Here is a 24,470-nt window from a genome sequence, read left to right on the forward strand (position 1 = left end):
AGATCACCACAAGAGGAGAGCACACAAAGTCAGCCGTCGAGGAGGTATCTATGTTCAGTCGTGTTTTAGCCCTTCTGGCTGTGCTTTTGCTAAGTGCAAATACATGGGCAGCCATTGAAATTAATAACCACCAGGCCAGAAATATGGATGATGTGCAAAGCTTAGGTGTGATTTATATCAACCATAACTTCGCCACTGAAAGTGAAGCACGTCAGGCATTAAATGAAGAGACAGATGCGCAAGGCGCAACGTACTACCATGTGATTCTGATGCGGGAACCGGGGAGTAACGGCAATATGCACGCCAGCGCGGATATTTATCGCTAGCACCAGGTATAACCAACGAAACATTGCCATAGTTTGCTTTGCCCCCTTCGCAGGGGGCTTTTTTTGAAAAACGGCTGCGGAATTAGACCAGTTATCTCCCGAAGAAGGAAATTTCCGCAGCGCGTGTTTTACTTCTGCCCGTAATAGGCGTTGGGACCGTGCTTACGCATGAAGTGTTTATTCATCAGAAAGCTGTCGATGTGATTCAGTTGTGGGTTAATACTGCGCGCAATCCACGCCATTTTCGCCACTTCTTCCATCACCACCGCGTTATGCACCGCATCGTGGGCATCTTTCCCCCAGACGAACGGTCCGTGCTGATACACCACAATTCCCGGCGTATGCAGCGGCTCGGCGTCACCCAGCGTTTCGATAATCACTTTGCCGGTATTCAGTTCGTACTCACCCTGCACCTCTTCTTCGCTTAATCCGCGCGTGCACGGGATGTCGCCAAAGAAGTAATCGGCGTGCGTGGTGCCTAACGCCGGGATCGCCAGCCCCGCCTGCGCCCATGCGGTGGCATGAGTGGAGTGGGTATGGACAATACCACCAAGCGACGGATAACGACGGTAGAGTTCGAGATGCGTCGCAGTGTCGGAAGACGGACGATACTCCCCTTCCACCACCTTACCGCTCATATCGACCACCACCATATCGTCTGCTTTCATGGTTTCGTAGGCGACGCCGCTGGGCTTGATCACCACCAGCCCGCGTTCGCGGTCAATGGCGCTGACGTTGCCCCAGGTAAAGGTCACCAGCCCGTAACGCGGCAGATCCATGTTGGCCTCAAACACCTGCTGTTTCAGCTTTTGCATTATACCGCCTCCACCATGCCTGCTTTGGTCATGCGCGCTTTCACCCAATCGCGCGCTTTCGCCACTTCTGCCGCCGGATCTTCCGCCGTTTCGCTCCACATCTCAATCAGGTACGGCCCGCAATAGCCACTCTGTTTGAGCGTTTCGAAGCAACGTTCAAAATCCACAACACCTTCGCCAAAAGGCACGTTTTTGAAGACGCCTGGTTTGGTGTCTTTCACATGTACCGCGACGATATGCCCGATTCCGGCCTGCAACTCCATCTGCACGTCGTTGTCCCACGCCGACAGGTTGCCGATATCCGGGTAGAGCTGGAACCACGGATTGTTGAGATAGTGTGCGTAGCCCAGCGCCTTGCTGATGGAGTTCATCAATGGGTAATCCATGATCTCCATCGCCAGCGTGACCTGCGCGCGGCTTGCCATCTCAACGCTCTCTTTCAGGCCGTCACGAAAACGACGACGCGTTTCGTTATTGGCTTCCTGATAGTAAACGTCATAGCCCGCCAGTTGGATCACGCGAATGCCGACGTCCTGGGCGAACTGGATAGCTTTACGCATAATCTCCAGCCCCTGCGCCCGCACCGCGTCATCTTCGCTTCCCAGCGGGAAACGACGATGAGCAGAAAGGCACATGGACGGTACGCGCACGCCGGTTTCAACAATCGCGTTCACCAGTGCCAGACGCTGCTCGCGGCTCCAGTCGAGGCGCGAAAGGCGATCGTCCGTTTCATCTACTGACATCTCGACAAAATCGAAGCCTAACGTTTTTGCCAGTTGCAGTCGTTCCAGCCAGCACTCCCCAGCGGGGAGCGCTTTTTCGTAGATGCCAAGCGGGATTTGTTTGGACAACATATCCGCTCCTTAGCCCCACAGTTCGGCGATGGAACGTTTGAACTGACGCGCGGCTTCAACCGGAGAGGCTGCATCACGGATGCTGCGACCAGCGATAAACACATGAATCGGAATGCCTTTAAACAACGGCAGATCTTCCAGCGCCAGACCACCGGTGACGGTGACTTTGAAGCCCATATCGGAAAGACGTTTGATCGCGGTAATGTCCGCTTCGCCCCACGCCACGCCTGCGGCCTGCGCGTCACGGCTGCGGTGATAAACCACCTGCCCAATGCCTGCGTCGCGCCACTGCTGCGCCTGTTCCCAGGTCCAGTAGCCGGTCAGTTCGATCTGCACGTCGCCATTAAACTCTTTTGCCACGTCCAGCGCGCCTTTGGCGGTGTTGATATCCGCACAACAAATTACGGTCACCCAGTCAGCGTTGGCTTCGAAGCACATGCGAGAAAGGATTTTGCCTGCATCGGCAATTTTGGCGTCAGCCAGTACGATTTTGTGCGGGTACAGCGCTTTCAGGTCACGAACCGCACGCACGCCTTCGCCTACGCAAAGAATGGTGCCCACTTCGATAATGTCGACTTCTTCGGCAATCAGGCGAGTGGTTTCGTAGGCGCTATCCATAGTCTGGTTGTCCAGCGCGACTTGCAACATCGGTAATGACATGTTCAATTCCTTCTTAAGCTGCCGCATTGGTGCGGTCAATGAGATCCAGTACTTCCTGCTCGGTACGGCAGGCACGTAAACGGTCGAAATTCTCTTCATCTTCAAACAGGTTGACGATCTGCATGATGCCCACTTCCTGGTGAGTGTTGGCATCAACCGCCGCCATGGTGATGAGGATATCCACCGGATCGTTATCTTCGTGGTTGAACTCCAGCGGCTTTTTCAGCGTCACCAGCGCAAAACCGGTTTTCTTAACGCCCTCTTCCGGGCGTCCGTGCGGCATTGCCAGGCCGGGGGCGAGCACAAAGTACGGGCCGTGCTGTTCAACCGCATCCAGAATCGCCTGGTAGTAACGCGGCTCTACCACATCTGCCGCTACCAGCAGATCAACGCCGATTTTCACTGCGTCCTGCCATGTCTCTGCTTCCGCTTGCAGGCGGATAGATTTATTTTCAGCCAGCGAATCACGTAATTTCATGGCGCGTCCTTACTTCACGTCCTGCGGGAAATGCTCTTTGATCACTTCCAGCAGTTTCGGGCCAAAATCAGCAGGAGAGAGCATGTTGCGCACGCCAACCACATATTTGTTGCCGGTCACGGTGATTTCGCCCGCAATATGGGTAGAAGCGATGATGATATCCGCGCCGCTCAACTCGCTTTTGTATTCGCCAACCGCGCAGCTGTTTACCGTGTGGTCAATGTTCGACTGGGTTAAAAACTGGTCCACTTTCATTTTCATGATCATGGAACTGCCTTGTCCGTTACCACACACAGCCAGAATACGAACGGTCATAATCAAAACTCCTTATTAAGCAGATTGTTCTGCCAGTTGTTTTTCTGCATCTTCTTCTGCGCGCAGCGCGCGGCTAGCGAAGAACATATAAGCCAGTGCAATTACAATGATGACGGCCATAAAGGCGATACCGATGGAGAAGAAGCCCTGCATCATCGGCGGTGCCAGAATCGACCAGTCCGCCATACCCATCCAGGCACTCATACCGGTGAGTTTCACTGCCCAGACGCAACCAAAGATTTCGATCATCCCCATCACCAGACAAATTTTCAGCGCCGCACGCCAGCCGCCGAAGTGGTTAGCGAACACGCCGATAGTGGCGTTGGAGAAGAACATCGGGATAAAGCCGGGAATAATCAGGATTGAAGAGCCACAGGCGACCAGGATACCAACCGCAATCAGTTGCCCGATGGTGCCCCACATAAAACCCCAGACCACGGCGTTCGGCGCGAAGCTATAAATAGCCGCACAGTCAATCGCCAGAACCGCACCTGGGATCAGACGCTGGGAGATACCGTTAAATGCTTCAGAGAGTTCCGCCACAAACATGCGCACGCCCTGAGTGATGATGAAGATCGCCACCGCAAAGGAGAAACCGGTTTGCAGGATGTACACCGTCCAGTTCACTTTGCCTGCCATCGCCTGCACGGTGTCGATACCAAAGGAGAGCAGAATGGCACCAAAGAAGATAGTCATGACAATCGCCGTGGAGACGATGTTGTCGTGGAAAATATTCAGCCAGCCAGGCAGTTTGAGGTCTTCAACGCTTTCCTCTTTTTTGCCAAGGAACGGTGCGACTTTATAAGCAATCCATGATGCGAACTGCTGCTGGTGACCAATGGAGAAACCACAGCCGTCGGTGACTTCCTGTGTCGGCTTGTACATCATGTTGGAGGTAATGCCCCAGTAGAGCGAAACCAGAATCGCGGTGCAGATAATGGTCGTCCACATGGAGTAGCCGAAGATAAACAGCGTAACGGCAATCAGCCCCGCCTGCTGGAACATGATGTGACCAGTCAGCATGATGGTTCGAATACCGGTAATGCGACGCAGCAGCACGTAACAGATGTTCAGCGCCAGCGCTAACAACACCGCGTAACCCACCCAGCTATAGGCATCGCCCATGCGTTCAATGGTTGCCATCATCGACGCGTAAGTATCGGAAATTGCGCCGTTAATGCCGTAGACTTCGGACATTTTCGCCACCACCGGTTTGAAGGTGCTGGTCAGGATGCCGGACCCTGCCTGCAACAACATGAAACCAATTATGGTTTTAATCGTACCTTTAATAATAACGCTGACACTTTTGCGCAGTAGGATGTAACCCAGACAGGTCACAATACCCAGCAACAACGGGGCATTGGTCATGACCTGGTTAAAAAACACGGTAAAGATGTTGTAGAGGATCTCCATAACGATCTCCTGAAGAAGAGGTAACCGGGTATTTCGCACACCCGGAATGTTGTGCTCTCACTCTAATTTTCAAAAGTAATCACAACAAGATTATTTATGATTAAATGTGACGTCGCACGCAAATAATTCCACATAAACAGAATGGGATTCACGGAATGAAATATTTATTCATTTAAATTCATTTAGTTAATTGCATTACACATTCAATTTAATCTTTCTACACTCAAAATCCACAATAACTCTCCTGCTAAAAAGTCAAAAAATGGTCATTGCCTTCCTGAAAAAATAGTGTCAGGATTAATCAAAACCAATCACATATTGATTCGAATTGAACTATCACGAAGGTAAATGGCGATGAGTAAAGTGAAAAGTATCACCCGTGAGTCCTGGATCCTGAGCACTTTCCCGGAGTGGGGTAGCTGGCTGAATGAAGAAATTGAGCAAGAGCAGGTCGCACCAGGCACTTTCGCAATGTGGTGGCTCGGCTGTACCGGAATCTGGTTGAAATCAGAAGGCGGTGCCAACGTTTGTGTTGATTTTTGGTGCGGTACTGGCAAACAAAGCCACGGTAACCCGTTAATGAAACAGGGTCACCAGATGCAGCGCATGGCTGGCGTGAAAAAACTGCAGCCAAACCTGCGCACCACCCCGTTTGTTCTTGATCCGTTTGCGATTCGCCAGATCGACGCGGTACTGGCGACTCACGATCACAACGATCATATCGACGTTAACGTCGCTGCTGCCGTGATGCAGAACTGTGCTGATGACGTACCGTTCATTGGACCGAAAACCTGCGTTGATTTGTGGATTGGCTGGGGCGTACCGAAAGAGCGTTGCATCGTCGTTAAACCGGGCGACGTAGTGAAGGTAAAAGACATTGAAATTCATGCACTTGATGCTTTCGACCGCACGGCACTGATCACGCTGCCAGCCGATCAAAAAGCGGCTGGCGTACTGCCGGACGGCATGGACGATCGCGCGGTAAACTACCTGTTCAAAACGCCGGGCGGTTCCCTGTATCACAGCGGCGATTCCCACTACTCCAACTATTATGCAAAACATGGTAACGAGCATCAGATCGACGTGGCTTTAGGATCGTACGGAGAGAACCCACGTGGTATCACCGACAAAATGACCAGTGCTGATATCCTGCGTATGGGCGAAGCGCTGAATGCGAAAGTAGTGATCCCGTTCCACCACGATATCTGGTCAAACTTCCAGGCCGATCCGCAAGAGATCCGCGTGCTGTGGGAGATGAAAAAAGATCGCCTGAAGTATGGCTTCAAGCCGTTTATCTGGCAGGTCGGCGGCAAATTTACCTGGCCGCTGGATAAAGACAACTTCGAGTACCACTATCCGCGTGGTTTCGATGATTGCTTCACTATTGAACCAGATCTGCCGTTCAAGTCGTTCCTGTAATCTGTCGCTTGTACCGGATAGCGTGGAGATGCTCGCGCTATCCGGCATAGTATTTCCTGGCTATTTCAAATATCATCTAAAAAAATCAAATTTTATCGGAATAGCTCATGACTGAAGCACAAAGACATCAAATCCTCCTGGAAATGCTCGCACAATTGGGCTTTGTGACCGTTGAGAAAGTCGTTGAGCGTCTGGGAATTTCGCCTGCCACTGCACGACGCGATATCAATAAACTTGACGAAAGCGGCAAACTGAAAAAAGTGCGCAATGGCGCAGAAGCTATTACCCAACAGCGCCCGCGCTGGACGCCGATGAATCTGCATCAAGCGCAGAATCACGATGAAAAAGTACGTATTGCTAAAGCGGCCTCGCAGCTGGTTAATCCGGGCGAAAGCGTAGTCATCAACTGCGGCTCCACCGCGTTTCTGCTTGGGCGGGAAATGTGTGGCAAGCCAGTGCAAATCATCACTAATTATCTACCGCTGGCAAATTACCTGATCGATCAGGAGCATGACAGCGTGATCATTATGGGCGGACAGTACAACAAAAGTCAGTCCATCACTTTAAGCCCGCAAGGCAGCGAAAACAGTCTCTATGCCGGGCACTGGATGTTTACCAGCGGCAAAGGACTGACAGCAGAAGGGTTGTATAAAACCGATATGCTGACGGCAATGGCAGAGCAGAAGATGCTGAGCGTGGTAGGGAAACTGGTGGTACTGGTTGATAGCAGTAAGATTGGCGAACGCGCGGGAATGCTTTTTAGCCGTGCCGATCAAATCGATATGCTGATCACCGGCAAAAATGCTAACCCGGAAATCCTGCAACAACTGGAAGCGCAAGGGGTCAGCATTCTGCGTGTTTAAAGATGCTGGCGGAAAAATGTCACGGCAGCATCTAACGCCTCAGGCGTAATGCGGTGACGCACGCCTGGCTGCCATGAACAGGTTAGCAGTTTATCCCGTCCCGTCTCGCTTAAGGCCTGCTGCAAACGTAGTGATTCGTCGGCAGGCACGACGTCATCGTCAAGGCCATGCCATAAGAGCAGCGGTCTGTTCCCCAACTCTGTCAGATGGTTTGTCGCTTCCCACTCTGCCAGCGGCGCGACAATGTTATTGAATTCATTCTGCTGTGCTGCCGTTTCAGGTATCAGCGGTGGAAACAGTGAACGGGCGAGCGATGTAAAATAGCCCGATCCCATCATGCTGGCGGTACATTTTACCGTGGGGTGGCGAGCGGTAATTCCCAGTGCCGTCATCGCGCCCATCGACGCGCCACCGACTGCCAGACGGTCATCACGCAGCCAGTTTTCTTCGGCTATTGCCGCACGTAAGGTAGTGAATTCCTGCATACTTTGTAGCAAGATTTGCCAGAATTGATTTAACCGCCGCGCTGCGTCGCCACTAAAACGGCTACCGTGATCGGGCGCATCCGGCATGATCACCCGCAAACCAGCCTGCGCCAGCGCAACGGCAAAATAGCTATACACCAGACTGGACGAAGTAAAGCCGTGATAAAAAATCACACACGGTAACGGGGTATCTTTTTGCCCGACAGGATAAGCATGAAGAACGGGAATATCTGCCAGCTCGCGTGATTCTATTTCAATCATCTGTCTCTCCTTTTTGTCTGGTATGACATGAAGAAATCCTTAGCACAAGTTTCTGCTGGCGGTATTAGTTCATAATGTTGAGATGTGGGTTACGCTTTCGTCACGTTTTCATTCGAAAATCGCGTACCAGGTAACAATTCGGGAACATTCCCCCAAAGTTAAATTAATAAGGCACTACACTATGGTTAGCAGGAAACGTAATAGCATTATTTACCGGTTTGCCAGTTTATTATTGGTGTTGATGTTAAGTGCCTGTAGCGCACTGCAAGGTACGCCACAGCCAGCACCGCCAGTAACGGACCATCCGCAAGAGATTCGCCGTGACCAGACGCAAGGGTTACAGCGAATAGGTAGCGTAAGCACGATGGTTCGAGGTTCTCCGGATGACGCATTAGCAGAAATCAGAGCGAAAGCTGTCGCTGCAAAAGCTGATTATTACGTTGTCGTCATGGTGGACGAAACCATCGTGACAGGACAGTGGTATTCACAAGCCATTTTGTACCGTAAATAAATCAGACAACTAACATAGTCAGCTTTACATTGCTTTGCGTCCCTATGCGTTTACCTGTGCACAATAAATTACCGGCTGGAAGCTCGGGCGTTTATTACCGCGATGGAATGCCCTGCAACATGTGGGGAAACGAAAAATGGAGCTGACGATGAAACAATTACTTGCCTCACCCTCGCTGCAATTAGTGACTTATCCTGCGAGCGCCACGGCACAGTCTGCAGAATTCGCCAGTGCTGACTGCGTGACGGGCCTGAATGAAATAGGTCAGATCTCAGTTAGCAATATTTCAGGGGATCCGCAGGACGTGGAACGTATCGTGGCGTTAAAGGCCGATGAACAAGGTGCGTCATGGTACCGCATTATTACCATGTACGAAGACCAGCAGCCTGATAACTGGCGCGTACAGGCGATACTGTATGCGTGAGTGTCATCTACAGCAAATGAACAATGCCGGATGCGGCGCGAGCGCCTTGTCCGGCCTACAATTTTAAAATATTTCATTTAGTTCATCGAAACCAGCGTCGCATCAGTCGTATACGCTTACAAACACACTCCTCCCGTCGCCCGCAGCAATAAATCATTCTGGATCTGCTCTGACAACCGTACGCCGCCGCGCGTATCTAACATCACCTTACACCACGTCTGCGCCATTGGCGGAGAGGCATATTTCAACATTTGCGCACCGCAGCCCAGCAGGAATAGCTGATGAGTAATCTCTCGCCCCAATTCTTCAGCTGGCTTACGCAGCTGCTGCTGTAAACGACGAACCGCGCGATCAAAATAGCGATCCTGCCCTTTCACTTCCACAAATGCTTCCGACAATAAGTCGTATACGCCCGCTTGCTTATTGAGAACGCGCAGCACATCCAGGCACATAATATTGCCGGAACCTTCCCAAATACTGTTTACCGGCATCTCCCGGTAAAGCCGCGGCAGCTCGCTCTCCTCGCAATAACCAATGCCGCCCAGCACCTCCATCGCTTCGGCCACAAACGGAATGCCACGTTTGCAGATCACAAATTTCGCCGCAGGCGTAAATAAACGCGCCCACAGAGCTTCTTTGGCATCGGCGCGCCGGTCCCACGCTCGCGCAAGACGAAACAGCAACGCCGTTTGCCCTTCAAGCTGAAGTGCCATGCGACTTAAGACATGACGCATAAGGGGCTGTTGGATCAATGGATTACCAAAAACATGGCGTTGATGTGCATGATAAATCGCCAGCGAAAATGCACGGCGCATCATGGCATGGCTACCCAGGGCGCAATCAAAACGCGTCATCCCACCCATTTTCAGGATCAGACGAATTCCTTCCCCTTCCTGCCCCAACAACCAGCCAATGGCATCCTGAAATTCCACTTCGCAGCTGGCGTTAGAGCGATTACCCAGCTTATCTTTCAGCCGCTCGAGGCGAATCGCGTTGCGTTGCCCGTCAGGCAAAAAGCGCGGCACAAAAAAGCAGGACAAACCGCCCGCGGTCTGTGCCAGCACCAGATGCGCATCGCTTTGCGGCACCGAGAAAAACCATTTATGCCCCACCAGCCGATAAGAACCATCGTCCAGACGCTCTGCGCGGGTGGTGTTGCTCATGACATCGGAACCGCCCTGCTTTTCCGTCATTCCCATGCCGATCAACAAGCCACGTTTTTGCCCACCTGGCAATAAGTGAGAATCGTAGCGATCGCTCAACAGCGGCGTGGTCCAGTCCTGAAACGGCGCGGGTAACATCTGTAACAACAATGGCGTGGCGGCAAAGGTCATCGTTATCGGACATAACGACCCAGCCTCAACCTGCGCATGTAACATAAAACGCGCCGCGCGCGCCACAAATGCGCCGGAGCGAGCGTCTTCTTCCCAGGCAAGATTGTGCACCCGATTGGTACATAGCGCCTGCATCAGCAGGTGCCAGGCGGGGTGAAAACGCACATCGTCCAGACGGCGTCCTTGCGCATCGTAGCGCAATAATTCAGGCGGATTCACATTCGCCAGCCGCCCCAGTTCAAGGGATTCAGCCGTTCCTAACTGCTGACCAATACTGGCGAGAAAATCGCTATCCCAGCCAGCACCTTCACGCGTTACCGCTTCGCAAAGCGCGCCATCAGACAGGTATAAGTTGCTGTTATTTAATGGTATAGGTTGATTAAAAACGGTGTGAGTTTGCCAGTGCACTGTGTCTCCCTCCATCAATGGCAGTCACCATTAGTATGGTCACTGCCATGGATTCATGACAGAAAGAGATTGCTAAAACATTCTTATCCAGCAATGTAATGCGGAACGAAACGTGAGGTGTCTTTGGTGATCAGCGTGTTATCTTCACGGATCCCCATTCCGCACGCTTCATCATCGACAATCCAGCTACCGATGAGTGTGTAGCTATCGCCAAATCGCGGCAGAGGTTGAAACGCCTGGTAGATCATCGGTTCATCGGCGTAATCACCATCAGCGTGGTCAACAACGTTATTCTGACCGTCGAAAATGGTGACGTTTCCGCCTTCGCGCGAGTAAATCGGTTTACGCACATAGCTTTCGCCAGCGGCAATCTGCGGTTTTTCACCATCGAACCAGGATGCAAGAAGGTTAGGATGACCAGGGAAGAAGCGCCAAAGCAGCGGCATTAGCCCTTTATTACTCAAGATACTTTTCCATAACGGCTCCACCCATTGCTCACGACGCTTGCGCAGCAGCGGACCGTTATCGTCACGCATCATCCACTCCAGCGGATACAGCTTAAATGCACGCTGGATGACATTATCATCAAGATCGGTCAGTACGCCGCCGACGCCCAAACCGAGCTCTTCAATGTAGATAAACCGAGACTCCTGCCCTGCCTGCTCGGCGCAGTCCTGCAAGTACAGCACGGTACTCCTGTCTTCATCGGTATCCTGACAGCAGCAAAAATAAAACGGCTCCCGGCTATAAAGCTCGCTAAAGCGTGAAATCAGGCGCTCCTGAATGGCATTGTACTGATCGGCATCGCGCGGAATAACGCCGCTGCGCCGGGCATCTTCCAGCCACAACCACTGGAAATAAGCCGACTCGTACAATGAAGTTGGCGTATCGGCGTTGTACTCCAGCAACTTAACCGGTGCATTACCACACCAGGCAAAATCCATACGGCCATACAACGAAGGATCGCGTGCGCGCCAGCTTTCGGCGATCACATCCCAGTACAACGGCGGGATCGCCAGTTGCGTCAGGATCTCTTCATCTTTAACCGCACGATCCACCACCTCCAGGCACATCTGATGCAGTTCCGCAGTCGGTTTTTCGATCTGCTCTTCAATCTGGCGCAGAGTAAAGCGGTAAGCCCGACTCTCATCCCAATAGATTTCATTGTCGATGATATGAAAGTCAAATCCGTTATCGGCGGCAATCCGGTCCAGATCCCGCCGCACAGGAACGTTGTGTCTCAGCATGATTAGCCTCCCCAATGCCCACGGGCGCTGGAAGAACGACCATAGCCGCCGCGAGAAACGGTTGACGCTTTTTTGGTGGTAAAGCCGCCCGAAGAGTAAGACTCTTTTTTGCCAGAACCGGAGCGCCAGGAGTAATCACCGGAAGTGTTGCGCCAGACGGGGCGGGAAGCAAATGAGGATCCGCCGCTGTTATAGACGAACGGCTCATCGCGATCTTTACGAATAACCCGGCTTAACAAAAATCCAGAAACGACCGGGATCCAACTCTGTTCAACATTGTCGTAGTAACAATTTTCATACTTAGACTGACAATTCTGCTGAGTCATATTCTTCGGAACATCGGCATAAAATGCCGCTTTGGCGTTGTTCCAGCCATGAGCACAGATATCTGAATTATTACCATCATCAATACAATCCTGCACAGTCGCGTAAAACGTTCCGTCGCCGTCGTTATCGACATCGCCACTATCGCCACAACCTTTCAATACGAAAAAAGCGGCACCGCCCATTAGCGCCAACGTTAAGTATTTTTGTGCGTAGCGATTGCGGCGCGGCTCAAAAGGATTATGCGGTCTACCAATGCGACTGATTGCCCCATGTCCGATATTTTTGTTATTTCTGGATTTGCGTTTTCTGGCCATGATCGTCCATTACCATGTCATACAAGCTGCGTTAAAAATACCGCCAGCCAGCGCGGCGGTTCCCATAAACATTCCGGCTGCGGTATTGTGATTAATAATTTTTTCGCTTAATGCGGGCATATAAAGCCTGACGCCAGCAAAAACGAGTAATTGAATCACCAGAGCAATCCCGCCCCATGCGAAATAGTCTGGAATACTCACCGCATTGATTGCCGCACTGGATAAGGGGATCACGTACCCCAACAATGTTCCGCTGAACGCCAGTGCCGCCGCGGTGTTATTGTTTTTGATTAACTGCCATTCGTTGTGCGGTGTAATTTTGGAGTAGATAAACAGGAAAATAATCACCATCGCCACGCCAATAAAAAAATAGGCACTAAAAGCAAGAAGTGAATCCAGTATATGCATTGTAAACGTCCTTGTAATTAACCAATAATATGAAGTGATGTCAGCGGGATATCGATACCCAGCGCGCGCGAAAATAACCACTCCGGCTCGCCGAGATCGTTAAAAGATTCCTCACCATTTAACAGCAAATATTCGTAAGTATCTCCGGTCACCTGCCGTTGGTAGCCCATGCTAAAATTATGCACTTCCCATTTGGCATGGTTTTGATTTTCTACTTTTTCCAGCATGTAGACGGGTTCGATATTTCCCGGTTCTTCGCTGTTAAAAAATCGCTGCCAGCGTTTTTCCTGCCAGTTTAAGGTCATTGCCCCCATCGCTTTGGCGTTGATCGCCTCGCGCCAGTGACTCTCTTTACTGATACCGTAGCTCTCTTCATAGACAAAGAGCTTGATATCATCAATGTCATCAATATCTTCGCCGCCAGTGGTATTGATTTGCAGGAACTCATCGCCCGAAGTGTAGTAATGGAAAATCTGGCTACCCCCGCCCAGATCGATGTGGCTGACAGCGGCTACCGTAAATTCCTCACCCGGCAGCGCAATCAGCAATTCATCTTCCAGCAAACGAAACGATAATGTGTCGAGCGTAAAGCCACTATTGAGATGCAGACCCAGCGGACCGCGAGCGATAGCAGGCTTATTATCCTTGCCAAACAGACGCTGGAAAAAACCAGACATATTTTATCCTTAAAATAGTTACCAGCCTTGCAGTGAGGCTGGCAAAAAATTACTCGCCCTGTTGGCGTTGCAGTCTTGCTAATACATCCTGGGCGCTACTTTTATTGCTACCGCCAATTCCAGCTTCCGCCAGCTTTTCATCGAGATCGCGACCGTCCGCGACTTTTTCCAACTGTGCGGCAGCATCCAGGCGAGCCTGACGTTCGGCCTGACGCGTTTGCAGGCGTTTTAAGGATTCTGCCGCTGTCGAAACGCTGGAAGATGCGCCAACGGTAGAGGTCGTTACAGCCTGTTGTGCACGCTGCATGGCTTCAGTGGCTTTAACGACTTCCATTTGCTGCTCAAACTGAGCGATACGCTGCGCTGTCGCTGTAACTGCTTTTTCCACGCCATCACGAGAGACTTCCAGATTCGACAACACTTGCTCTTCAGCGGTAATGAGATTCTCAAGGCGCGCGATTTCTTCAGCAACTTCGTTAATCAACGACGGATTAACGTTCTTGCTTAACGCTTCCAGCGCACGCGCTTCCAGACTGGCTTTGCGCTCACGTAAATCTTTCAGCTTATCGTGACTTAATTTCACCCGTGCCAGCAGATCAACGCGAGATTTTCCGGCTTTATCGAGTTCAGCTTTAGCGTCACGAATATGCTGTTCCAGCATGCGCACGCCCTGGGTTTCTTCAATGGACTCTTCCGCCTGGGAGATAAACGATTTCCCCAGCGTAAATAAACTTTTTAAAATTCCCATAAATACCCGTCCTTGTAATTAGTGTGAATATTCTTCTGTAATTTCAGCCAGATCCAATGCGTTATCTACCAGCGAGGTTATCTCAAGCAGGATATCTTCAAGAGAAGATTTAAGCGATAACGCACCGAAAACAATGTAATACTCTTCCTGTTGCACGCTGGAGATCCCTACCGATGACAACGGCATCATCTTCTGATTTCTTAATAAGAAGGTATTAAATTCATCTGGATTGCTGATACTACTTACCGGACAAATAAAGGTTTCGATGATCATTTGGCGGGAAGTAAAAAGAATATTGATTTGCAAATCGCCATAATCATTCAGTTTAATAATTAATGCACTTTCGTTATTTGTTACATCAATATTTTGTTCAGGTACAGTTTGCAGCGCCGTCGCCAGCGCCAACGGATTCCATGTCATATATTATTCCATATAGATTAAGTTTAAATATTAATAAAATGAATATTTGCAGTACGTAATTATCTTACCAGCTATAGACAAAAAAAAACCATCCAAATCTGGATGGCTTTTCATAATTCAGAGGAACTAGCTGCGCTGACGAACCGCTTCAAATAAGCAAATTCCGGTTGCAACCGAAACGTTCAGGGAAGAAACACTTCCTGCCATTGGGATGCTGATCAACTCATCGCAATGTTCACGGGTCAGGCGACGCATACCTTCACCTTCCGCGCCCATCACCAGCGCCAGGCGTCCGGTCATTTTGCTCTGATAGAGTGTATGATCCGCCTCGCCTGCCGTACCGACGATCCAGATATTCTCTTCCTGCAACATACGCATGGTGCGCGCCAGATTAGTCACCCGAATCAGCGGAACGCTTTCTGCCGCACCACAGGCCACTTTTTTCGCCGTGGCGTTGAGCTGTGCGGAGCGATCTTTCGGCACAATCACCGCATGAACACCAGCGGCGTCCGCGCTACGCAGGCACGCGCCGAGGTTGTGCGGATCGGTTACGCCGTCGAGGATCAGCAGGAACGGTTGATCGAGCGAAGCGATCAGATCCGGCAGATCGTTTTCCTGATACTGCCGTCCTGGCTTCACACGAGCGATAATGCCCTGATGCACGGCACCGTCGCTTTTCTCGTCGAGATATTGGCGGTTTGCCAACTGGATAACCACGCCCTGAGACTCAAGGGCGTGAATCAGCGGTAACAGACGTTTATCTTCACGGCCTTTTAAAATAAAGACTTCCTGAAAACGTTCAGGGGCGCGCTCCAGCAGGGCCTGCACTGCATGGATGCCGTAAATCATTTCGCTCATTAATGTACTCGTTGTTTACGTTTTGCCGGGAGCGCCACGCTTGCCCGGCCTACGGATAATTCACCCTCTTCTGTTTGAAGAGGGTAATGATCACTCTGCCACTTTTTTCTTCGCCGCACGCTTCGCTTTGGTCGCTGCGGCTATTTTCTGCGTTTTCGCCGATGGCTTTTTCGCTTTTCTCGCGTCTTTCTTCGCTGCTTTCGGCTTCGGTTTTTTCTCGCCACGGAAGGCGCTGTCTGGCTCAAAGTTGACCTTTTTGCCGACCTGACGCCGCTTGCCGCCTTTTTTGCCTGCATCGCCTTTTTTCGCTTTCTCGCGCGCCGTTTTACCGACGTTGCGCGGTGCGCGTTCGCTGGAGATCAGGCTAAAGTCGATTTTGCGCTCGTCCATATTAACCGCTTCGACGCGAACTTCCACGCGATCGCCCAGGCGATAAGTCTGACCGCTGGATTCACCCATCAGGCGTTGCCCTACCTGGTCAAAGCGATAGTAGTCATTGTCCAGCGAAGAGACATGGACCAGACCATCAATGAACAAGTCGTCCAGACGGACGAAGAAGCCAAAGCCAGTGACGCTGGAAATTACGCCTTTAAAGACGTTACCTACCTGGTCGAGCATGAAGTCACACTTCAGCCAGTCAGACACATCGCGCGTTGCTTCATCGGCACGACGTTCCGCCATCGAACAGTGCTGACCCAGTTGCAGCATCTCTTCCATCGAATAATGGTAGCCGCCGGTTTCAGTGGTGTTGCCCTGATGCCCCTGCTCTTTCGCCAGCAGATATTTAATGGCGCGGTGCAACGTCAGGTCAGGATAACGACGAATCGGCGAAGTAAAGTGCGCATAGGACTGCAATGCCAGACCGAAGTGACCACGGTTTTCCGGATCGTAAATCGCCTGTTTCATCGAGCGCAAAAGCATGGTTTGCAGCATTTCTGCATCAGGACGATCGGCAACCGATTCCAGTAACTCTGCATAGTCGCGCGGTTCCGGCTTGTTACCGCCCGGCAATTCCAGCCCCAGCTCCGCCAGCACTGAACGGAAAGAGGTAATCGCTTCGGTGCTCGGCTTGTCGTGAATACGGAACAGTGCCGGTTCTTTGGCTTTCTCAACGAAACGCGCCGCCGAGATATTCGCCAGAATCATGCACTCTTCAATTAACTTGTGGGCGTCGTTACGCTGAGTCTGTTCGATACGTTCAATACGGCGTTCAGCGTTGAAAATGAACTTCGCTTCTTCGCTCTCAAATGAGATCCCACCGCGTTCTTCACGGGCTTTATCCAGCACTTTATAGAGGTTATGTAACTCTTCGAGATGCTTAACCAGCGGCGCATACTGCTCGCGCAGATCCTGATCGCCTTGCAGTATATGCCAGACTTTGGTGTAGGTCAGACGCGCGTGAGAACTCATCACCGCTTCGTAGAATTTGTAGCCAGTCAGGCGGCCTTTCGACGAAACCGTCATCTCGCACACCATACACAGGCGGTCTACCTGCGGGTTGAGCGAGCACAGGCCGTTAGAGAGCACTTCCGGCAGCATCGGGATAACCTGCGAAGGGAAGTACACCGACGTACCACGGTTACGCGCTTCTCTGTCCAGCGGTGTTGGCGGACGGACATAGTAACTGACGTCGGCAATTGCGACCCACAAACGCCAGCCACCGCCGCGTTTTTTCTCACAGTAAACTGCATCGTCAAAGTCACGGGCGTCTTCGCCATCAATGGTGACCAGCGGTAAATCGCGCAGATCGACACGGCCCGCTTTTGCTTCTTCCGGCACTTCTTCTTTCAGCCCGGCAACCTGTTGCTCAACAGCCTGCGGCCAGATGTACGGAATTTCATGGGTACGCAGAGCAATATCAACCGCCATGCCGGTGCCCATATTATCGCCCAGCACTTCGACGATTTTACCCACCGCTTTGGTACGGCGAGTCGGGCGTTGAGTCAGTTCAACCACCACCACAAAGCCCATCCGCGCGCCCATGATCTGATCGGGCGGGATTAAGATATCGAAGCTCAGACGGCTATCGTCAGGAACCACAAAGCCGACGCCCGCTTCGGTGAAGTAGCGACCAACAATCTGGCTGGTTTTTGGCACCAGTACGCGGACAATACGCGCTTCACGACGACCTTTACGGTCAGCGCCCAGCGGCTGAGCCAGCACCTGATCGCCATGAATGCAGGTTTTCATCTGCTCGCTGGAGAGATACAAATCATCTTTACGCCCTTCAACTCGCAGAAAGCCGTAGCCATCACGGTGGCCAATAACGGTACCTTTCACCAGGTCGAGGCGTTCCGGCAGCGCATAGCACTGACGGCGAGTGAAGACCAGTTGACCATCGCGCTCCATCGCGCGCAGGCGTCGACGCAGGCCTTCAAGCTGCTCTTCGCCTTCAATGTGCAGTTCTACCGCCAGCTCATCACGGCTGGCCGGTTTTTCACGTTTGGTTAAATGTTCGAGGATAAATTCCCGACTAGGGATGGGATTCGCGTATTTTTCAGCTTCGCGTTCCTGGAAAGGATCTTGTGACATCTCGGTTCCTCCGTTGTCATCTCTGATGAAGATTTTCGTCACTCCACCAGCAATAATTTATAAAGCGGTTGATTCTCTTCAACCAAATCGGCAAGCGTGTAGTTATCCAGTTCCGTCAGAAAACTTTGCACGGCCTTAGAAAGCGCCTGTTTCAACCGACAGGCAGGTGTAATGTGGCAAAACTCACTGCTGCAATTCACCAGCGATAAGGGCTCCAGCTCGCGCACCACATCACCAATACGTATCGCACTCGCCGGTTTACCCAAGCGAATGCCGCCATTTTTTCCACGAACAGCAGTCACGTAGCCAGCACGACTAAGTTGATTGATTATTTTGACCATATGATTACGGGAGACGCCGTAGACGTCAGTCACTTCAGAAATACTGGTCATCCGCCCTTCTGGCAATGACGCCATGTAGATCAGCGCACGTAATCCGTAATCAGTGAAACTCGTTAACTGCACATCAACCTCAAAAGGGAAATCGGGGAAAAATACATTTATATTGATGATAAACCAGCCACAAGCTGTGTCGCTAATTTATTTCAGTTCGGGGAAGGAAAAAAACGAGGATTTAACACTGTGTCGGATAGCGTAATGGCTTAACCGACACAGCAATGTATCACACTGTTAGCCCGGCAGGCAAAATATCTGCCATGCGTACCAGAATTACGCGTCGAACGGGTCGCGCAGAATCATGGTTTCAGTACGATCCGGACCGGTAGAGATGATATCGATCGGCACACCGGTCAGCTCTTCAATGCGCTTGATGTAGTTCAGTGCCGCCTGCGGCAGGCCACTACGATCTTTCACGCCGAAGGTGGATTCAGACCAGCCCGGCATGGTTTCGTAAATCGGCTCTAGACCTTTCCAGTCGTCAGCTGCCAGCGGAGTGGTAGTCACTTCACGACCATCCGGCATACGGTAAGCCACGCAGAGTTTAACCTCTTTCAGGCCATCCAGAACGTCCAGTTTAGTCAGGCAGAAGCCAGACAGGGAGTTCAACTGTACCGCACGACGAACGGCAACGGTGTCCAGCCAGCCGGTACGACGACGACGACCCGTAGTTGCGCCGAATTCGTTACCCTGCTTGCAGAGGAACTCGCCAGTTTCATCAAACAGTTCGGTCGGGAACGGACCTGCCCCCACACGAGTGGAGTAAGCTTTGAGGATACCCAGAACGTAATCAACATAACGCGGGCCCAGGCCGGAACCGGTCGCCACGCCACCAGCAGTGGTGTTGGAAGAAGTTACGTACGGATATGTACCGTGGTCGATATCCAGCAGCGTACCCTGCGCACCTTCAAACATGACGAAATCGCCACGCTGACGCGCCTGGTCGAGCAGGTCAGAAACGTCAACAACCATAGAAGTCAGGATGTCGGCAACAGCCATCGTATCATCCAGAACTTTCTGGTAATCAACCGCTTCAGCTTTGTAGTAGTTAACCAACTGGAAGTTGTGATATTCCATCACTTCTTTCAGTTTTTCAGCGAAGGTTTCTTTGTCGAAAAGGTCGCCAACACGCAGACCGCGACGTGCTACTTTATCTTCATAAGCAGGCCCGATACCACGACCGGTGGTGCCGATCGCTTTCGCGCCACGCGCTTTCTCACGCGCGTTATCCAGCGCAACGTGATAATCAAGGATCAGCGGACATGCTTCGGACAGCAGCAGACGCTCACGAACGGGGATGCCACGGTCTTCCAGTTCTTTCATCTCTTTCATCAGCGCAGCCGGAGACAGCACAACACCGTTACCGATGATGCTGGTTACATTCTCGCGGAGAATACCTGATGGAATAAGATGGAGAACGGTTTTTTCACCGTTGATTACGAGAGTATGGCCTGCGTTGTGACCGCCCTGGTAGCGTACAACATATTTAGCCCGTTCAGTCAGAAGATCGACGATCTTACCTTTACCTTCGTCACCCCATTGGGTGCCCAGTACGACGACGTTGTTACCCATTTTTCAAAATCACCGTTTGCTTAAAAATGGATTCTACCATCGCTTTTTCAGAGTTACAGCACTTTTTGCACTCAAAAATGACCTCGATCAGTCTGTTTTTTGTTCAGCCAATCGTTTTCCTCAACATGTAGTAGACCACAACGCCCGCAACCACAAGTCCACCGCCAAAACGACGTAAAATATTATCGGGCAAATTGGTCATCGCAGAGATCATCTTCTTCCATGCCTTCGGGTAAAGCATCGGCCCTAAACCTTCCAGTACCAAAACCAGGGCAAGCGCCAGCCAGATTGTCGAATTCATTCATTATCCTTATAGAAAAAGAAAACCACCGACATCCCTGAGGATGCGGTGGCTTTATTGACCTGTACCGCAGTCGTTATATTAACGCGTTGCGGAAGTCGGCGTCTTCATGTAGCGGAAGAAATCGCTGTCCGGGCTCATGACCATCACGTCCTGATTGCCAGAGAAGCTGTTCTCATAAGCACGCAGGCTACGGATGAATGCGTAGAAGTCCGGATCTTTACTGAATGCATCAGCAAACAGTTTGGCTGCTTCTGCATCGCCTTCACCACGCATGATGCGGCCCTGACGCTCAGCTTCTGCCAGCGTTCTGGTCACTTCATAGTCGGCAGTCGCGCGCAGTTTTTCCGCTTCTTCCTGACCTTGTGAACGGTGACGACGTGCTACCGCTTCACGCTCGGCGCGCATACGGTTGTAGATCGCTTCAGACACTTCGGTCGGCAGGTTGATCTGCTTAATTCGCACATCGACAACTTCAATACCCAGCGCCGCCATACTGTTCGGGTTGATGACCGGAACTTTGCCCTTCGTCTCAGCCGTTACGCGCTCTGCCGCTTCGGCAATGGCGTTATCTGCTGCAGGGGTAGTAACTTCATCTTCTGTACCCGCAGAACCGGAGTTCAGCGCGTCACGTACTTCGAGGGTCAGACGACCACGGGAATCGGTGACGATATCTTTCACGTCCAGGCGACCAATTTCAGAACGCAGACGGTCAGAGAACTTACGTTTCAACAGCACTTCCGCTTGCGAAATGTCGCCACCACCCGTTGCCAGATAGTAACGGCTGAAATCGCTGATGCGCCATTTGATGTAAGAGTCGACGATCAGGTCTTTCTTCTCTTTGGTCACAAAGCGGTCGGCCTGGTTGTCCATGGTCTGAATACGTGCGTCGAGCATTTTCACCGTTTCAATGAACGGTATCTTGAAATGCAGACCCGGCTCATAAACCAGAGGTTTGTTGTCATCGTCACGCAGTACCTTACCAAAACGCAGCGTAATACCGCGCTCACCTTCTTTGACGACAAAGACAGACATGTAAAGCACTACCAGCACGATGATGATAATCGCGATAACTGACTTACGCATCGTTATTCCCCCTGACGCTGGTAGTCGTTACGCTGCGCGTTGGCGCGGCGTTGGTCCATAATATCGCCCTGACTGGTGGACGACGTGTTGCTTGCTCCACTGGTTGTGGAGGAAGAGGCTGGCGGCAGACGCAGCAGATTGCTGGCACCGTTATCGCTCTTCGCCGCAGGGGCGTTACCACCTTTCAGCATCTGGTCTAATGGCAGAACCATCAGGTTGCCACCTTTATCGTTAACCAGCACTTTGCGGGTGTTGCCCAACACTTTTTCCATCGTCTCGATATACAGACGCTCGCGAGTAATTTCCGGCGCGGCTTTATATTCCGGCAGAAGTTTAGCAAAGCGCGCCACTTCACCCTGAGCTTCCAGGATGGTCTGGGCCTTGTACGCACGCGCCTCTTCGAGGATACGTTGCGCCTGACCGTTCGCACGCGGCTGAACTTCGTTGGTATACGCTTCTGCTTCACGAATGTATTGCTGTTCGTTTTCACGCGCGGCAATCGCATCGTCAAACGCCGCTTTTACTTCTTCCGGCGGACGAGCAGCCTGGAAGTTGACGTCCAGCAGCGTGATACCCATGTCATACGGACGAATCGTCTCTTCCAGTTCGCGCTGAGTATCGCTACGAATCACGGTACGACCTTCCGTCAGAATGCGGTCCATGGTGTATTTACCGATAACCCCGCGTAGGGCGCTGTCGGTAGCCTGACGCAGGCTGTCATCCGGGCTGGTCACGCTATACAGATATTTTTCCGGATCGGTGACGCGGTACTGCACGTTCATCTCAACGCGCACTACGTTCTCGTCCGACGTCAGCATCACACCAGAAGCTGCCAGTTCACGCACGGCTTCCACGTTCACCGGTTTGACTTCGTCAATAAACGTCGGTTTCCAGTTCAGACCCGGCTCAACCAGATGGCTGAATTTACCAAAGCGTGTTACCACGCCGCGTTCGGCTTCTTTAATGGTATAGAAACCACTGGCCGCCCAGATAATGACAATCGCTGCCGCTGCGATGGTAACGACGCGACCGCCAAGCTGCGGGCGCGGGCCTTGCGATGAACTGCCACCGCCAGATCCGGTGCCTTTACCGCCACCCAGACCACCGAGCTTTTTGCTCAGTTTGCGGAAGATATCATCTAAATCAGGTGGCCCTTGATCGCGACCGCCTTTGTTTCCATTTCCCTCAGAGTTGCCGCCAGGTTTGCTGCTTCCCCACGGGTCGCGGTCTTGTCCGTTATTACCGGGCTGATTCCACGCCATGTTTGTGCTCCATATTTGTTATGCGGTGATCCCTGTTGTCTTTCGACGCCAGAGGATATGACTCCACGCTTCAGACGCTACGCCGTTAGATCAGGTAATCGATCAACGCCGGTTCTTGTTTACAGAGGCGACGCCAGTCAACGATCGGCATACGAACTTGCAGACTTACGCTGCCGTCCTCCTCCATCCACTCTTTTTCTATTGCCTGAAGCTGATAAAAACGACTTCTCAGACGCCCTTCCTGCGGCGGCAGACGCAATGTATGCTGCGCCACCTCGCCGGAAAGACGCTCCGTCAAAGCCTGAAAAAGCTGTGGTATCCCCGCTCCGGTCTGCGCAGAAAGCCAGACACGGATCGGTTTGTTCTCTTCATCTCTGTCAATACGCGGTTCGAAATCGTCCAGCATATCGATCTTGTTCATCACCAGCAGGGTTGGGATCTCGTGAGCATCAATCTCTTCAAGAACCGTATTCACCGCTTCGATGTTTTCTTGTACACGCACATCCGCCGCGTCAATGACGTGCAGCAGCAATGTGGCTTGCCGCGTCTCTTGTAACGTGGCTTTAAATGCCGCCACCAGATCGTGCGGCAGGTGGCGAATAAACCCTACGGTATCTGCCAACACGGTTTCACCGACATCCGCAACGTCAATACGCCGCAACGTCGGGTCGAGGGTGGCAAACAACTGGTCTGCCGCGTAGACCCGCGCTTCGGTGATGCGATTGAAAAGGGTAGATTTACCGGCGTTGGTATATCCCACCAGCGAAACAGTAGGAACATCGGCTTTGATACGCGATTGCCGCCCCTGCTCACGCTGCTTTTCAACTCTTTCCAGGCGCGACTGTATCTGCACGATGCGATTACGCAACAAACGACGGTCGGTTTCGAGCTGGGTTTCACCCGGACCACGCAAACCGATCCCGCCTTTCTGTCTTTCAAGGTGGGTCCAGCCACGCACCAGGCGCGTAGCCAGATGGCGCAACTGCGCCAGCTCAACCTGCAACTTACCCTCATGGGTACGCGCACGTTGGGCGAAAATATCTAAAATAAGGCCGGTGCGGTCGATGACACGACACTCGCACAAACGCTCCAGGTTACGCTCTTGCGCCGGGCTCAGGGCATGGTCAAAAAGAACGACCGAAGCACCCGTCGCTTTTACGGCTTCCGCAATTTCAACTGCTTTACCTTCACCTACAAAATACTTTGGGTGCGGCGCTTTACGGCTACCGGTAATCACCTGCAATGCTTCGACACCGGCGGAAGAGACCAGAGATTCAAACTCCTGGAGGTCTTCCATATCTTTGTCTTGCGTAAAATAGATGTGTACCAGTACCGCCTGCTCACCAGCATCATAACGGTCAAACAAGCGTATAACCCTCTAAATAGATCAGCGGGGAACGCAGGATCGCTGGCTCCCCGTGTAAAAAAACAGCCCGAAACCTTATTCGGTTTCTTCGCTGTCCTGTTGCGCGGAAGTATTCTGCGCGCTGCTACCATGATGATAGTTACTGCTGGTACCGCCACCGGCGTTGTTACTGTGATGAGAAACCGGGCGAGACGGGACAACAGTAGAAATCGCGTGCTTGTAAACCATCTGGCTGACCGTGTTTTTCAACAGGATCACGAACTGATCAAAAGACTCGATTTGTCCTTGCAGCTTAATACCATTCACCAAATAAATAGAAACTGGAACACGTTCCCGACGCAGTGCGTTCAGGAACGGATCTTGTAAAGATTGCCCCTTAGCCATTCTCTCT

General features: G+C 51.8%; 28 protein-coding genes. 5 read left to right on the top strand and 23 right to left on the bottom strand.

Features of this window, described 5'->3' with window-relative positions; all coding sequences use genetic code 11:
* Positions 1-50 precede the first annotated feature (50 nt).
* Entirely contained in the window at positions 51-326 is a 276-nt protein-coding gene (gene yjfY / locus ACJHX4_RS15205) for a DUF1471 family protein YjfY (protein ID WP_000492914.1), read from the top strand.
* A gap of 128 nt (positions 327-454) precedes the next feature.
* On the opposite strand, the gene ulaF is transcribed toward yjfY, so the two are convergent.
* From ulaF to ulaA, 6 genes are read right to left on the bottom strand one after another with little or no spacing between them, the layout of a single operon-like run.
* Complete coding sequence (gene ulaF, locus ACJHX4_RS15210; RefSeq protein ID WP_001170806.1) at positions 455-1,141, bottom strand: L-ribulose-5-phosphate 4-epimerase UlaF; 687 nt, start codon at positions 1,139-1,141, stop codon at positions 455-457.
* Entirely contained in the window at positions 1,141-1,995 is an 855-nt protein-coding gene (gene ulaE / locus ACJHX4_RS15215; protein ID WP_000949500.1) for an L-ribulose-5-phosphate 3-epimerase UlaE, read from the bottom strand. The genes ulaF and ulaE overlap by 1 nt, the downstream gene beginning before the upstream one ends.
* A gap of 9 nt (positions 1,996-2,004) precedes the next feature.
* Positions 2,005-2,655 (bottom strand): 3-keto-L-gulonate-6-phosphate decarboxylase UlaD, encoded by a 651-nt coding sequence (ulaD, locus tag ACJHX4_RS15220; RefSeq protein WP_000056749.1) that lies wholly within the window; start codon positions 2,653-2,655, stop codon positions 2,005-2,007.
* 13 nt (positions 2,656-2,668) lie between these two features.
* Positions 2,669-3,133 (bottom strand): PTS ascorbate transporter subunit IIA, encoded by a 465-nt coding sequence (ulaC, locus tag ACJHX4_RS15225; RefSeq protein WP_000776505.1) that lies wholly within the window; start codon positions 3,131-3,133, stop codon positions 2,669-2,671.
* Between the two features lie 9 nt (positions 3,134-3,142).
* On the bottom strand, positions 3,143-3,448 hold the full coding sequence (gene ulaB, locus ACJHX4_RS15230; RefSeq protein ID WP_000218362.1) for a PTS ascorbate transporter subunit IIB: 306 nt from the start codon (positions 3,446-3,448) through the stop codon (positions 3,143-3,145).
* A 15-nt stretch (positions 3,449-3,463) separates the two neighbouring features.
* Positions 3,464-4,861 (bottom strand): PTS ascorbate transporter subunit IIC, encoded by a 1,398-nt coding sequence (gene ulaA, locus ACJHX4_RS15235; protein WP_000404887.1) that lies wholly within the window; start codon positions 4,859-4,861, stop codon positions 3,464-3,466.
* 354 nt (positions 4,862-5,215) lie between these two features.
* Between ulaA and ulaG the strand changes: the two genes are divergently transcribed.
* Together ulaG and ulaR are read left to right on the top strand one after the other, a co-directional pair.
* Complete coding sequence (gene ulaG / locus ACJHX4_RS15240; RefSeq protein WP_001296680.1) at positions 5,216-6,280, top strand: L-ascorbate 6-phosphate lactonase; 1,065 nt, start codon at positions 5,216-5,218, stop codon at positions 6,278-6,280.
* 107 nt (positions 6,281-6,387) lie between these two features.
* On the top strand, positions 6,388-7,143 hold the full coding sequence (ulaR, locus tag ACJHX4_RS15245; RefSeq protein ID WP_000133631.1) for an HTH-type transcriptional regulator UlaR: 756 nt from the start codon (positions 6,388-6,390) through the stop codon (positions 7,141-7,143).
* Here the strand turns inward: ulaR and yjfP are convergent.
* Complete coding sequence (gene yjfP, locus ACJHX4_RS15250; protein WP_000569716.1) at positions 7,140-7,889, bottom strand: esterase; 750 nt, start codon at positions 7,887-7,889, stop codon at positions 7,140-7,142. The genes ulaR and yjfP overlap by 4 nt on opposite strands.
* A 181-nt stretch (positions 7,890-8,070) precedes the next feature.
* On the opposite strand from yjfP, the gene bsmA reads away from it, so the two are divergent.
* Together bsmA and yjfN are read left to right on the top strand one after the other, a co-directional pair.
* The gene (gene bsmA, locus ACJHX4_RS15255; protein ID WP_000254626.1) at positions 8,071-8,400 is read left to right on the top strand and encodes a biofilm peroxide resistance protein BsmA; all 330 of its coding nucleotides are present in this window, start codon (positions 8,071-8,073) and stop codon (positions 8,398-8,400) included.
* Positions 8,401-8,548: 148 nt separating this feature from the next.
* Positions 8,549-8,824, top strand: coding sequence for a DUF1471 family protease activator YjfN (gene yjfN / locus ACJHX4_RS15260; protein ID WP_000811566.1), 276 nt, complete (start codon positions 8,549-8,551; stop codon positions 8,822-8,824).
* 116 nt (positions 8,825-8,940) lie between these two features.
* Here yjfN and ACJHX4_RS15265 read toward each other — a convergent pair whose 3' ends face one another.
* The 16 genes from ACJHX4_RS15265 to hfq form a co-directional block, all read right to left on the bottom strand.
* A complete protein-coding gene (locus tag ACJHX4_RS15265; protein ID WP_001296678.1) occupies positions 8,941-10,566 on the bottom strand; it encodes an isovaleryl-CoA dehydrogenase in 1,626 nt (541 codons plus the stop codon).
* Between the two features lie 83 nt (positions 10,567-10,649).
* Entirely contained in the window at positions 10,650-11,813 is a 1,164-nt protein-coding gene (locus ACJHX4_RS15270; protein ID WP_000944012.1) for a glutathionylspermidine synthase family protein, read from the bottom strand.
* Between the two features lie 2 nt (positions 11,814-11,815).
* Positions 11,816-12,454: a DUF1190 domain-containing protein gene (locus ACJHX4_RS15275; protein ID WP_000101639.1), complete on the bottom strand. Its 639-nt coding sequence runs from the start codon at positions 12,452-12,454 to the stop codon at positions 11,816-11,818.
* A 9-nt stretch (positions 12,455-12,463) separates the two neighbouring features.
* On the bottom strand, positions 12,464-12,862 hold the full coding sequence (locus ACJHX4_RS15280; protein WP_000547753.1) for a DUF350 domain-containing protein: 399 nt from the start codon (positions 12,860-12,862) through the stop codon (positions 12,464-12,466).
* Positions 12,863-12,879: 17 nt separating this feature from the next.
* Positions 12,880-13,539: a YjfK family protein gene (locus ACJHX4_RS15285; protein ID WP_001531213.1), complete on the bottom strand. Its 660-nt coding sequence runs from the start codon at positions 13,537-13,539 to the stop codon at positions 12,880-12,882.
* 49 nt (positions 13,540-13,588) lie between these two features.
* Positions 13,589-14,287 carry a PspA/IM30 family protein gene (locus tag ACJHX4_RS15290; RefSeq protein WP_000511955.1) on the bottom strand — a complete coding sequence of 233 codons (699 nt, stop codon included), beginning with the start codon at positions 14,285-14,287 and terminating at the stop codon, positions 13,589-13,591.
* A gap of 18 nt (positions 14,288-14,305) precedes the next feature.
* Entirely contained in the window at positions 14,306-14,707 is a 402-nt protein-coding gene (locus tag ACJHX4_RS15295) for a YjfI family protein (RefSeq protein ID WP_000220124.1), read from the bottom strand.
* Positions 14,708-14,833: 126 nt separating this feature from the next.
* Positions 14,834-15,565 carry a 23S rRNA (guanosine(2251)-2'-O)-methyltransferase RlmB gene (gene rlmB, locus ACJHX4_RS15300; RefSeq protein ID WP_001293282.1) on the bottom strand — a complete coding sequence of 244 codons (732 nt, stop codon included), beginning with the start codon at positions 15,563-15,565 and terminating at the stop codon, positions 14,834-14,836.
* A 90-nt stretch (positions 15,566-15,655) separates the two neighbouring features.
* Positions 15,656-18,097 (bottom strand): ribonuclease R, encoded by a 2,442-nt coding sequence (gene rnr / locus ACJHX4_RS15305; RefSeq protein ID WP_000076322.1) that lies wholly within the window; start codon positions 18,095-18,097, stop codon positions 15,656-15,658.
* Between the two features lie 38 nt (positions 18,098-18,135).
* A complete protein-coding gene (gene nsrR, locus ACJHX4_RS15310) occupies positions 18,136-18,561 on the bottom strand; it encodes a nitric oxide-sensing transcriptional repressor NsrR (RefSeq protein ID WP_001177639.1) in 426 nt (141 codons plus the stop codon).
* Positions 18,562-18,765: 204 nt separating this feature from the next.
* Entirely contained in the window at positions 18,766-20,064 is a 1,299-nt protein-coding gene (gene purA, locus ACJHX4_RS15315) for an adenylosuccinate synthase (protein WP_000527954.1), read from the bottom strand.
* Between the two features lie 103 nt (positions 20,065-20,167).
* A complete protein-coding gene (locus ACJHX4_RS15320) occupies positions 20,168-20,365 on the bottom strand; it encodes a DUF2065 domain-containing protein (RefSeq protein WP_001089295.1) in 198 nt (65 codons plus the stop codon).
* Between the two features lie 81 nt (positions 20,366-20,446).
* Positions 20,447-21,451, bottom strand: coding sequence for a protease modulator HflC (gene hflC, locus ACJHX4_RS15325; RefSeq protein WP_001232412.1), 1,005 nt, complete (start codon positions 21,449-21,451; stop codon positions 20,447-20,449).
* Between the two features lie 2 nt (positions 21,452-21,453).
* On the bottom strand, positions 21,454-22,713 hold the full coding sequence (hflK, locus tag ACJHX4_RS15330) for an FtsH protease activity modulator HflK (protein WP_000312479.1): 1,260 nt from the start codon (positions 22,711-22,713) through the stop codon (positions 21,454-21,456).
* A gap of 85 nt (positions 22,714-22,798) precedes the next feature.
* Complete coding sequence (hflX, locus tag ACJHX4_RS15335) at positions 22,799-24,079, bottom strand: ribosome rescue GTPase HflX (RefSeq protein WP_000460357.1); 1,281 nt, start codon at positions 24,077-24,079, stop codon at positions 22,799-22,801.
* Positions 24,080-24,154: 75 nt separating this feature from the next.
* On the bottom strand, positions 24,155-24,463 hold the full coding sequence (gene hfq, locus ACJHX4_RS15340; RefSeq protein WP_001051883.1) for an RNA chaperone Hfq: 309 nt from the start codon (positions 24,461-24,463) through the stop codon (positions 24,155-24,157).
* Between the last annotated feature and the right edge of the window lie 7 nt (positions 24,464-24,470).

The sequence above is a fragment of the Escherichia sp. WS2035 genome (assembly GCF_046487065.1).
GTDB lineage: Bacteria > Pseudomonadota > Gammaproteobacteria > Enterobacterales > Enterobacteriaceae > Escherichia > Escherichia coli.

Excerpts from the sequence above, each read along its gene's own strand:
- yjfY (WP_000492914.1), top strand. The coding sequence starts at position 51 with ATGTTCAGTCGTGTTTTAGCCCTTCTGGCTGTGCTTTTGCTAAGTGCA.
- ulaF (WP_001170806.1), bottom strand. The coding sequence starts at position 1,141 with ATGCAAAAGCTGAAACAGCAGGTGTTTGAGGCCAACATGGATCTGCCG.
- ulaE (WP_000949500.1), bottom strand. The coding sequence starts at position 1,995 with ATGTTGTCCAAACAAATCCCGCTTGGCATCTACGAAAAAGCGCTCCCC.
- ulaD (WP_000056749.1), bottom strand. The coding sequence starts at position 2,655 with ATGTCATTACCGATGTTGCAAGTCGCGCTGGACAACCAGACTATGGAT.
- ulaC (WP_000776505.1), bottom strand. The coding sequence starts at position 3,133 with ATGAAATTACGTGATTCGCTGGCTGAAAATAAATCTATCCGCCTGCAA.
- ulaB (WP_000218362.1), bottom strand. The coding sequence starts at position 3,448 with ATGACCGTTCGTATTCTGGCTGTGTGTGGTAACGGACAAGGCAGTTCC.
- ulaA (WP_000404887.1), bottom strand. The coding sequence starts at position 4,861 with ATGGAGATCCTCTACAACATCTTTACCGTGTTTTTTAACCAGGTCATG.
- ulaG (WP_001296680.1), top strand. The coding sequence starts at position 5,216 with ATGAGTAAAGTGAAAAGTATCACCCGTGAGTCCTGGATCCTGAGCACT.
- ulaR (WP_000133631.1), top strand. The coding sequence starts at position 6,388 with ATGACTGAAGCACAAAGACATCAAATCCTCCTGGAAATGCTCGCACAA.
- yjfP (WP_000569716.1), bottom strand. The coding sequence starts at position 7,889 with ATGATTGAAATAGAATCACGCGAGCTGGCAGATATTCCCGTTCTTCAT.
- bsmA (WP_000254626.1), top strand. The coding sequence starts at position 8,071 with ATGGTTAGCAGGAAACGTAATAGCATTATTTACCGGTTTGCCAGTTTA.
- yjfN (WP_000811566.1), top strand. The coding sequence starts at position 8,549 with ATGAAACAATTACTTGCCTCACCCTCGCTGCAATTAGTGACTTATCCT.
- ACJHX4_RS15270 (WP_000944012.1), bottom strand. The coding sequence starts at position 11,813 with ATGCTGAGACACAACGTTCCTGTGCGGCGGGATCTGGACCGGATTGCC.
- ACJHX4_RS15275 (WP_000101639.1), bottom strand. The coding sequence starts at position 12,454 with ATGGCCAGAAAACGCAAATCCAGAAATAACAAAAATATCGGACATGGG.
- ACJHX4_RS15280 (WP_000547753.1), bottom strand. The coding sequence starts at position 12,862 with ATGCATATACTGGATTCACTTCTTGCTTTTAGTGCCTATTTTTTTATT.
- ACJHX4_RS15285 (WP_001531213.1), bottom strand. The coding sequence starts at position 13,539 with ATGTCTGGTTTTTTCCAGCGTCTGTTTGGCAAGGATAATAAGCCTGCT.
- ACJHX4_RS15290 (WP_000511955.1), bottom strand. The coding sequence starts at position 14,287 with ATGGGAATTTTAAAAAGTTTATTTACGCTGGGGAAATCGTTTATCTCC.
- ACJHX4_RS15295 (WP_000220124.1), bottom strand. The coding sequence starts at position 14,707 with ATGACATGGAATCCGTTGGCGCTGGCGACGGCGCTGCAAACTGTACCT.
- rlmB (WP_001293282.1), bottom strand. The coding sequence starts at position 15,565 with ATGAGCGAAATGATTTACGGCATCCATGCAGTGCAGGCCCTGCTGGAG.
- rnr (WP_000076322.1), bottom strand. The coding sequence starts at position 18,097 with ATGTCACAAGATCCTTTCCAGGAACGCGAAGCTGAAAAATACGCGAAT.
- purA (WP_000527954.1), bottom strand. The coding sequence starts at position 20,064 with ATGGGTAACAACGTCGTCGTACTGGGCACCCAATGGGGTGACGAAGGT.
- ACJHX4_RS15320 (WP_001089295.1), bottom strand. The coding sequence starts at position 20,365 with ATGAATTCGACAATCTGGCTGGCGCTTGCCCTGGTTTTGGTACTGGAA.
- hflC (WP_001232412.1), bottom strand. The coding sequence starts at position 21,451 with ATGCGTAAGTCAGTTATCGCGATTATCATCATCGTGCTGGTAGTGCTT.
- hflK (WP_000312479.1), bottom strand. The coding sequence starts at position 22,713 with ATGGCGTGGAATCAGCCCGGTAATAACGGACAAGACCGCGACCCGTGG.
- hfq (WP_001051883.1), bottom strand. The coding sequence starts at position 24,463 with ATGGCTAAGGGGCAATCTTTACAAGATCCGTTCCTGAACGCACTGCGT.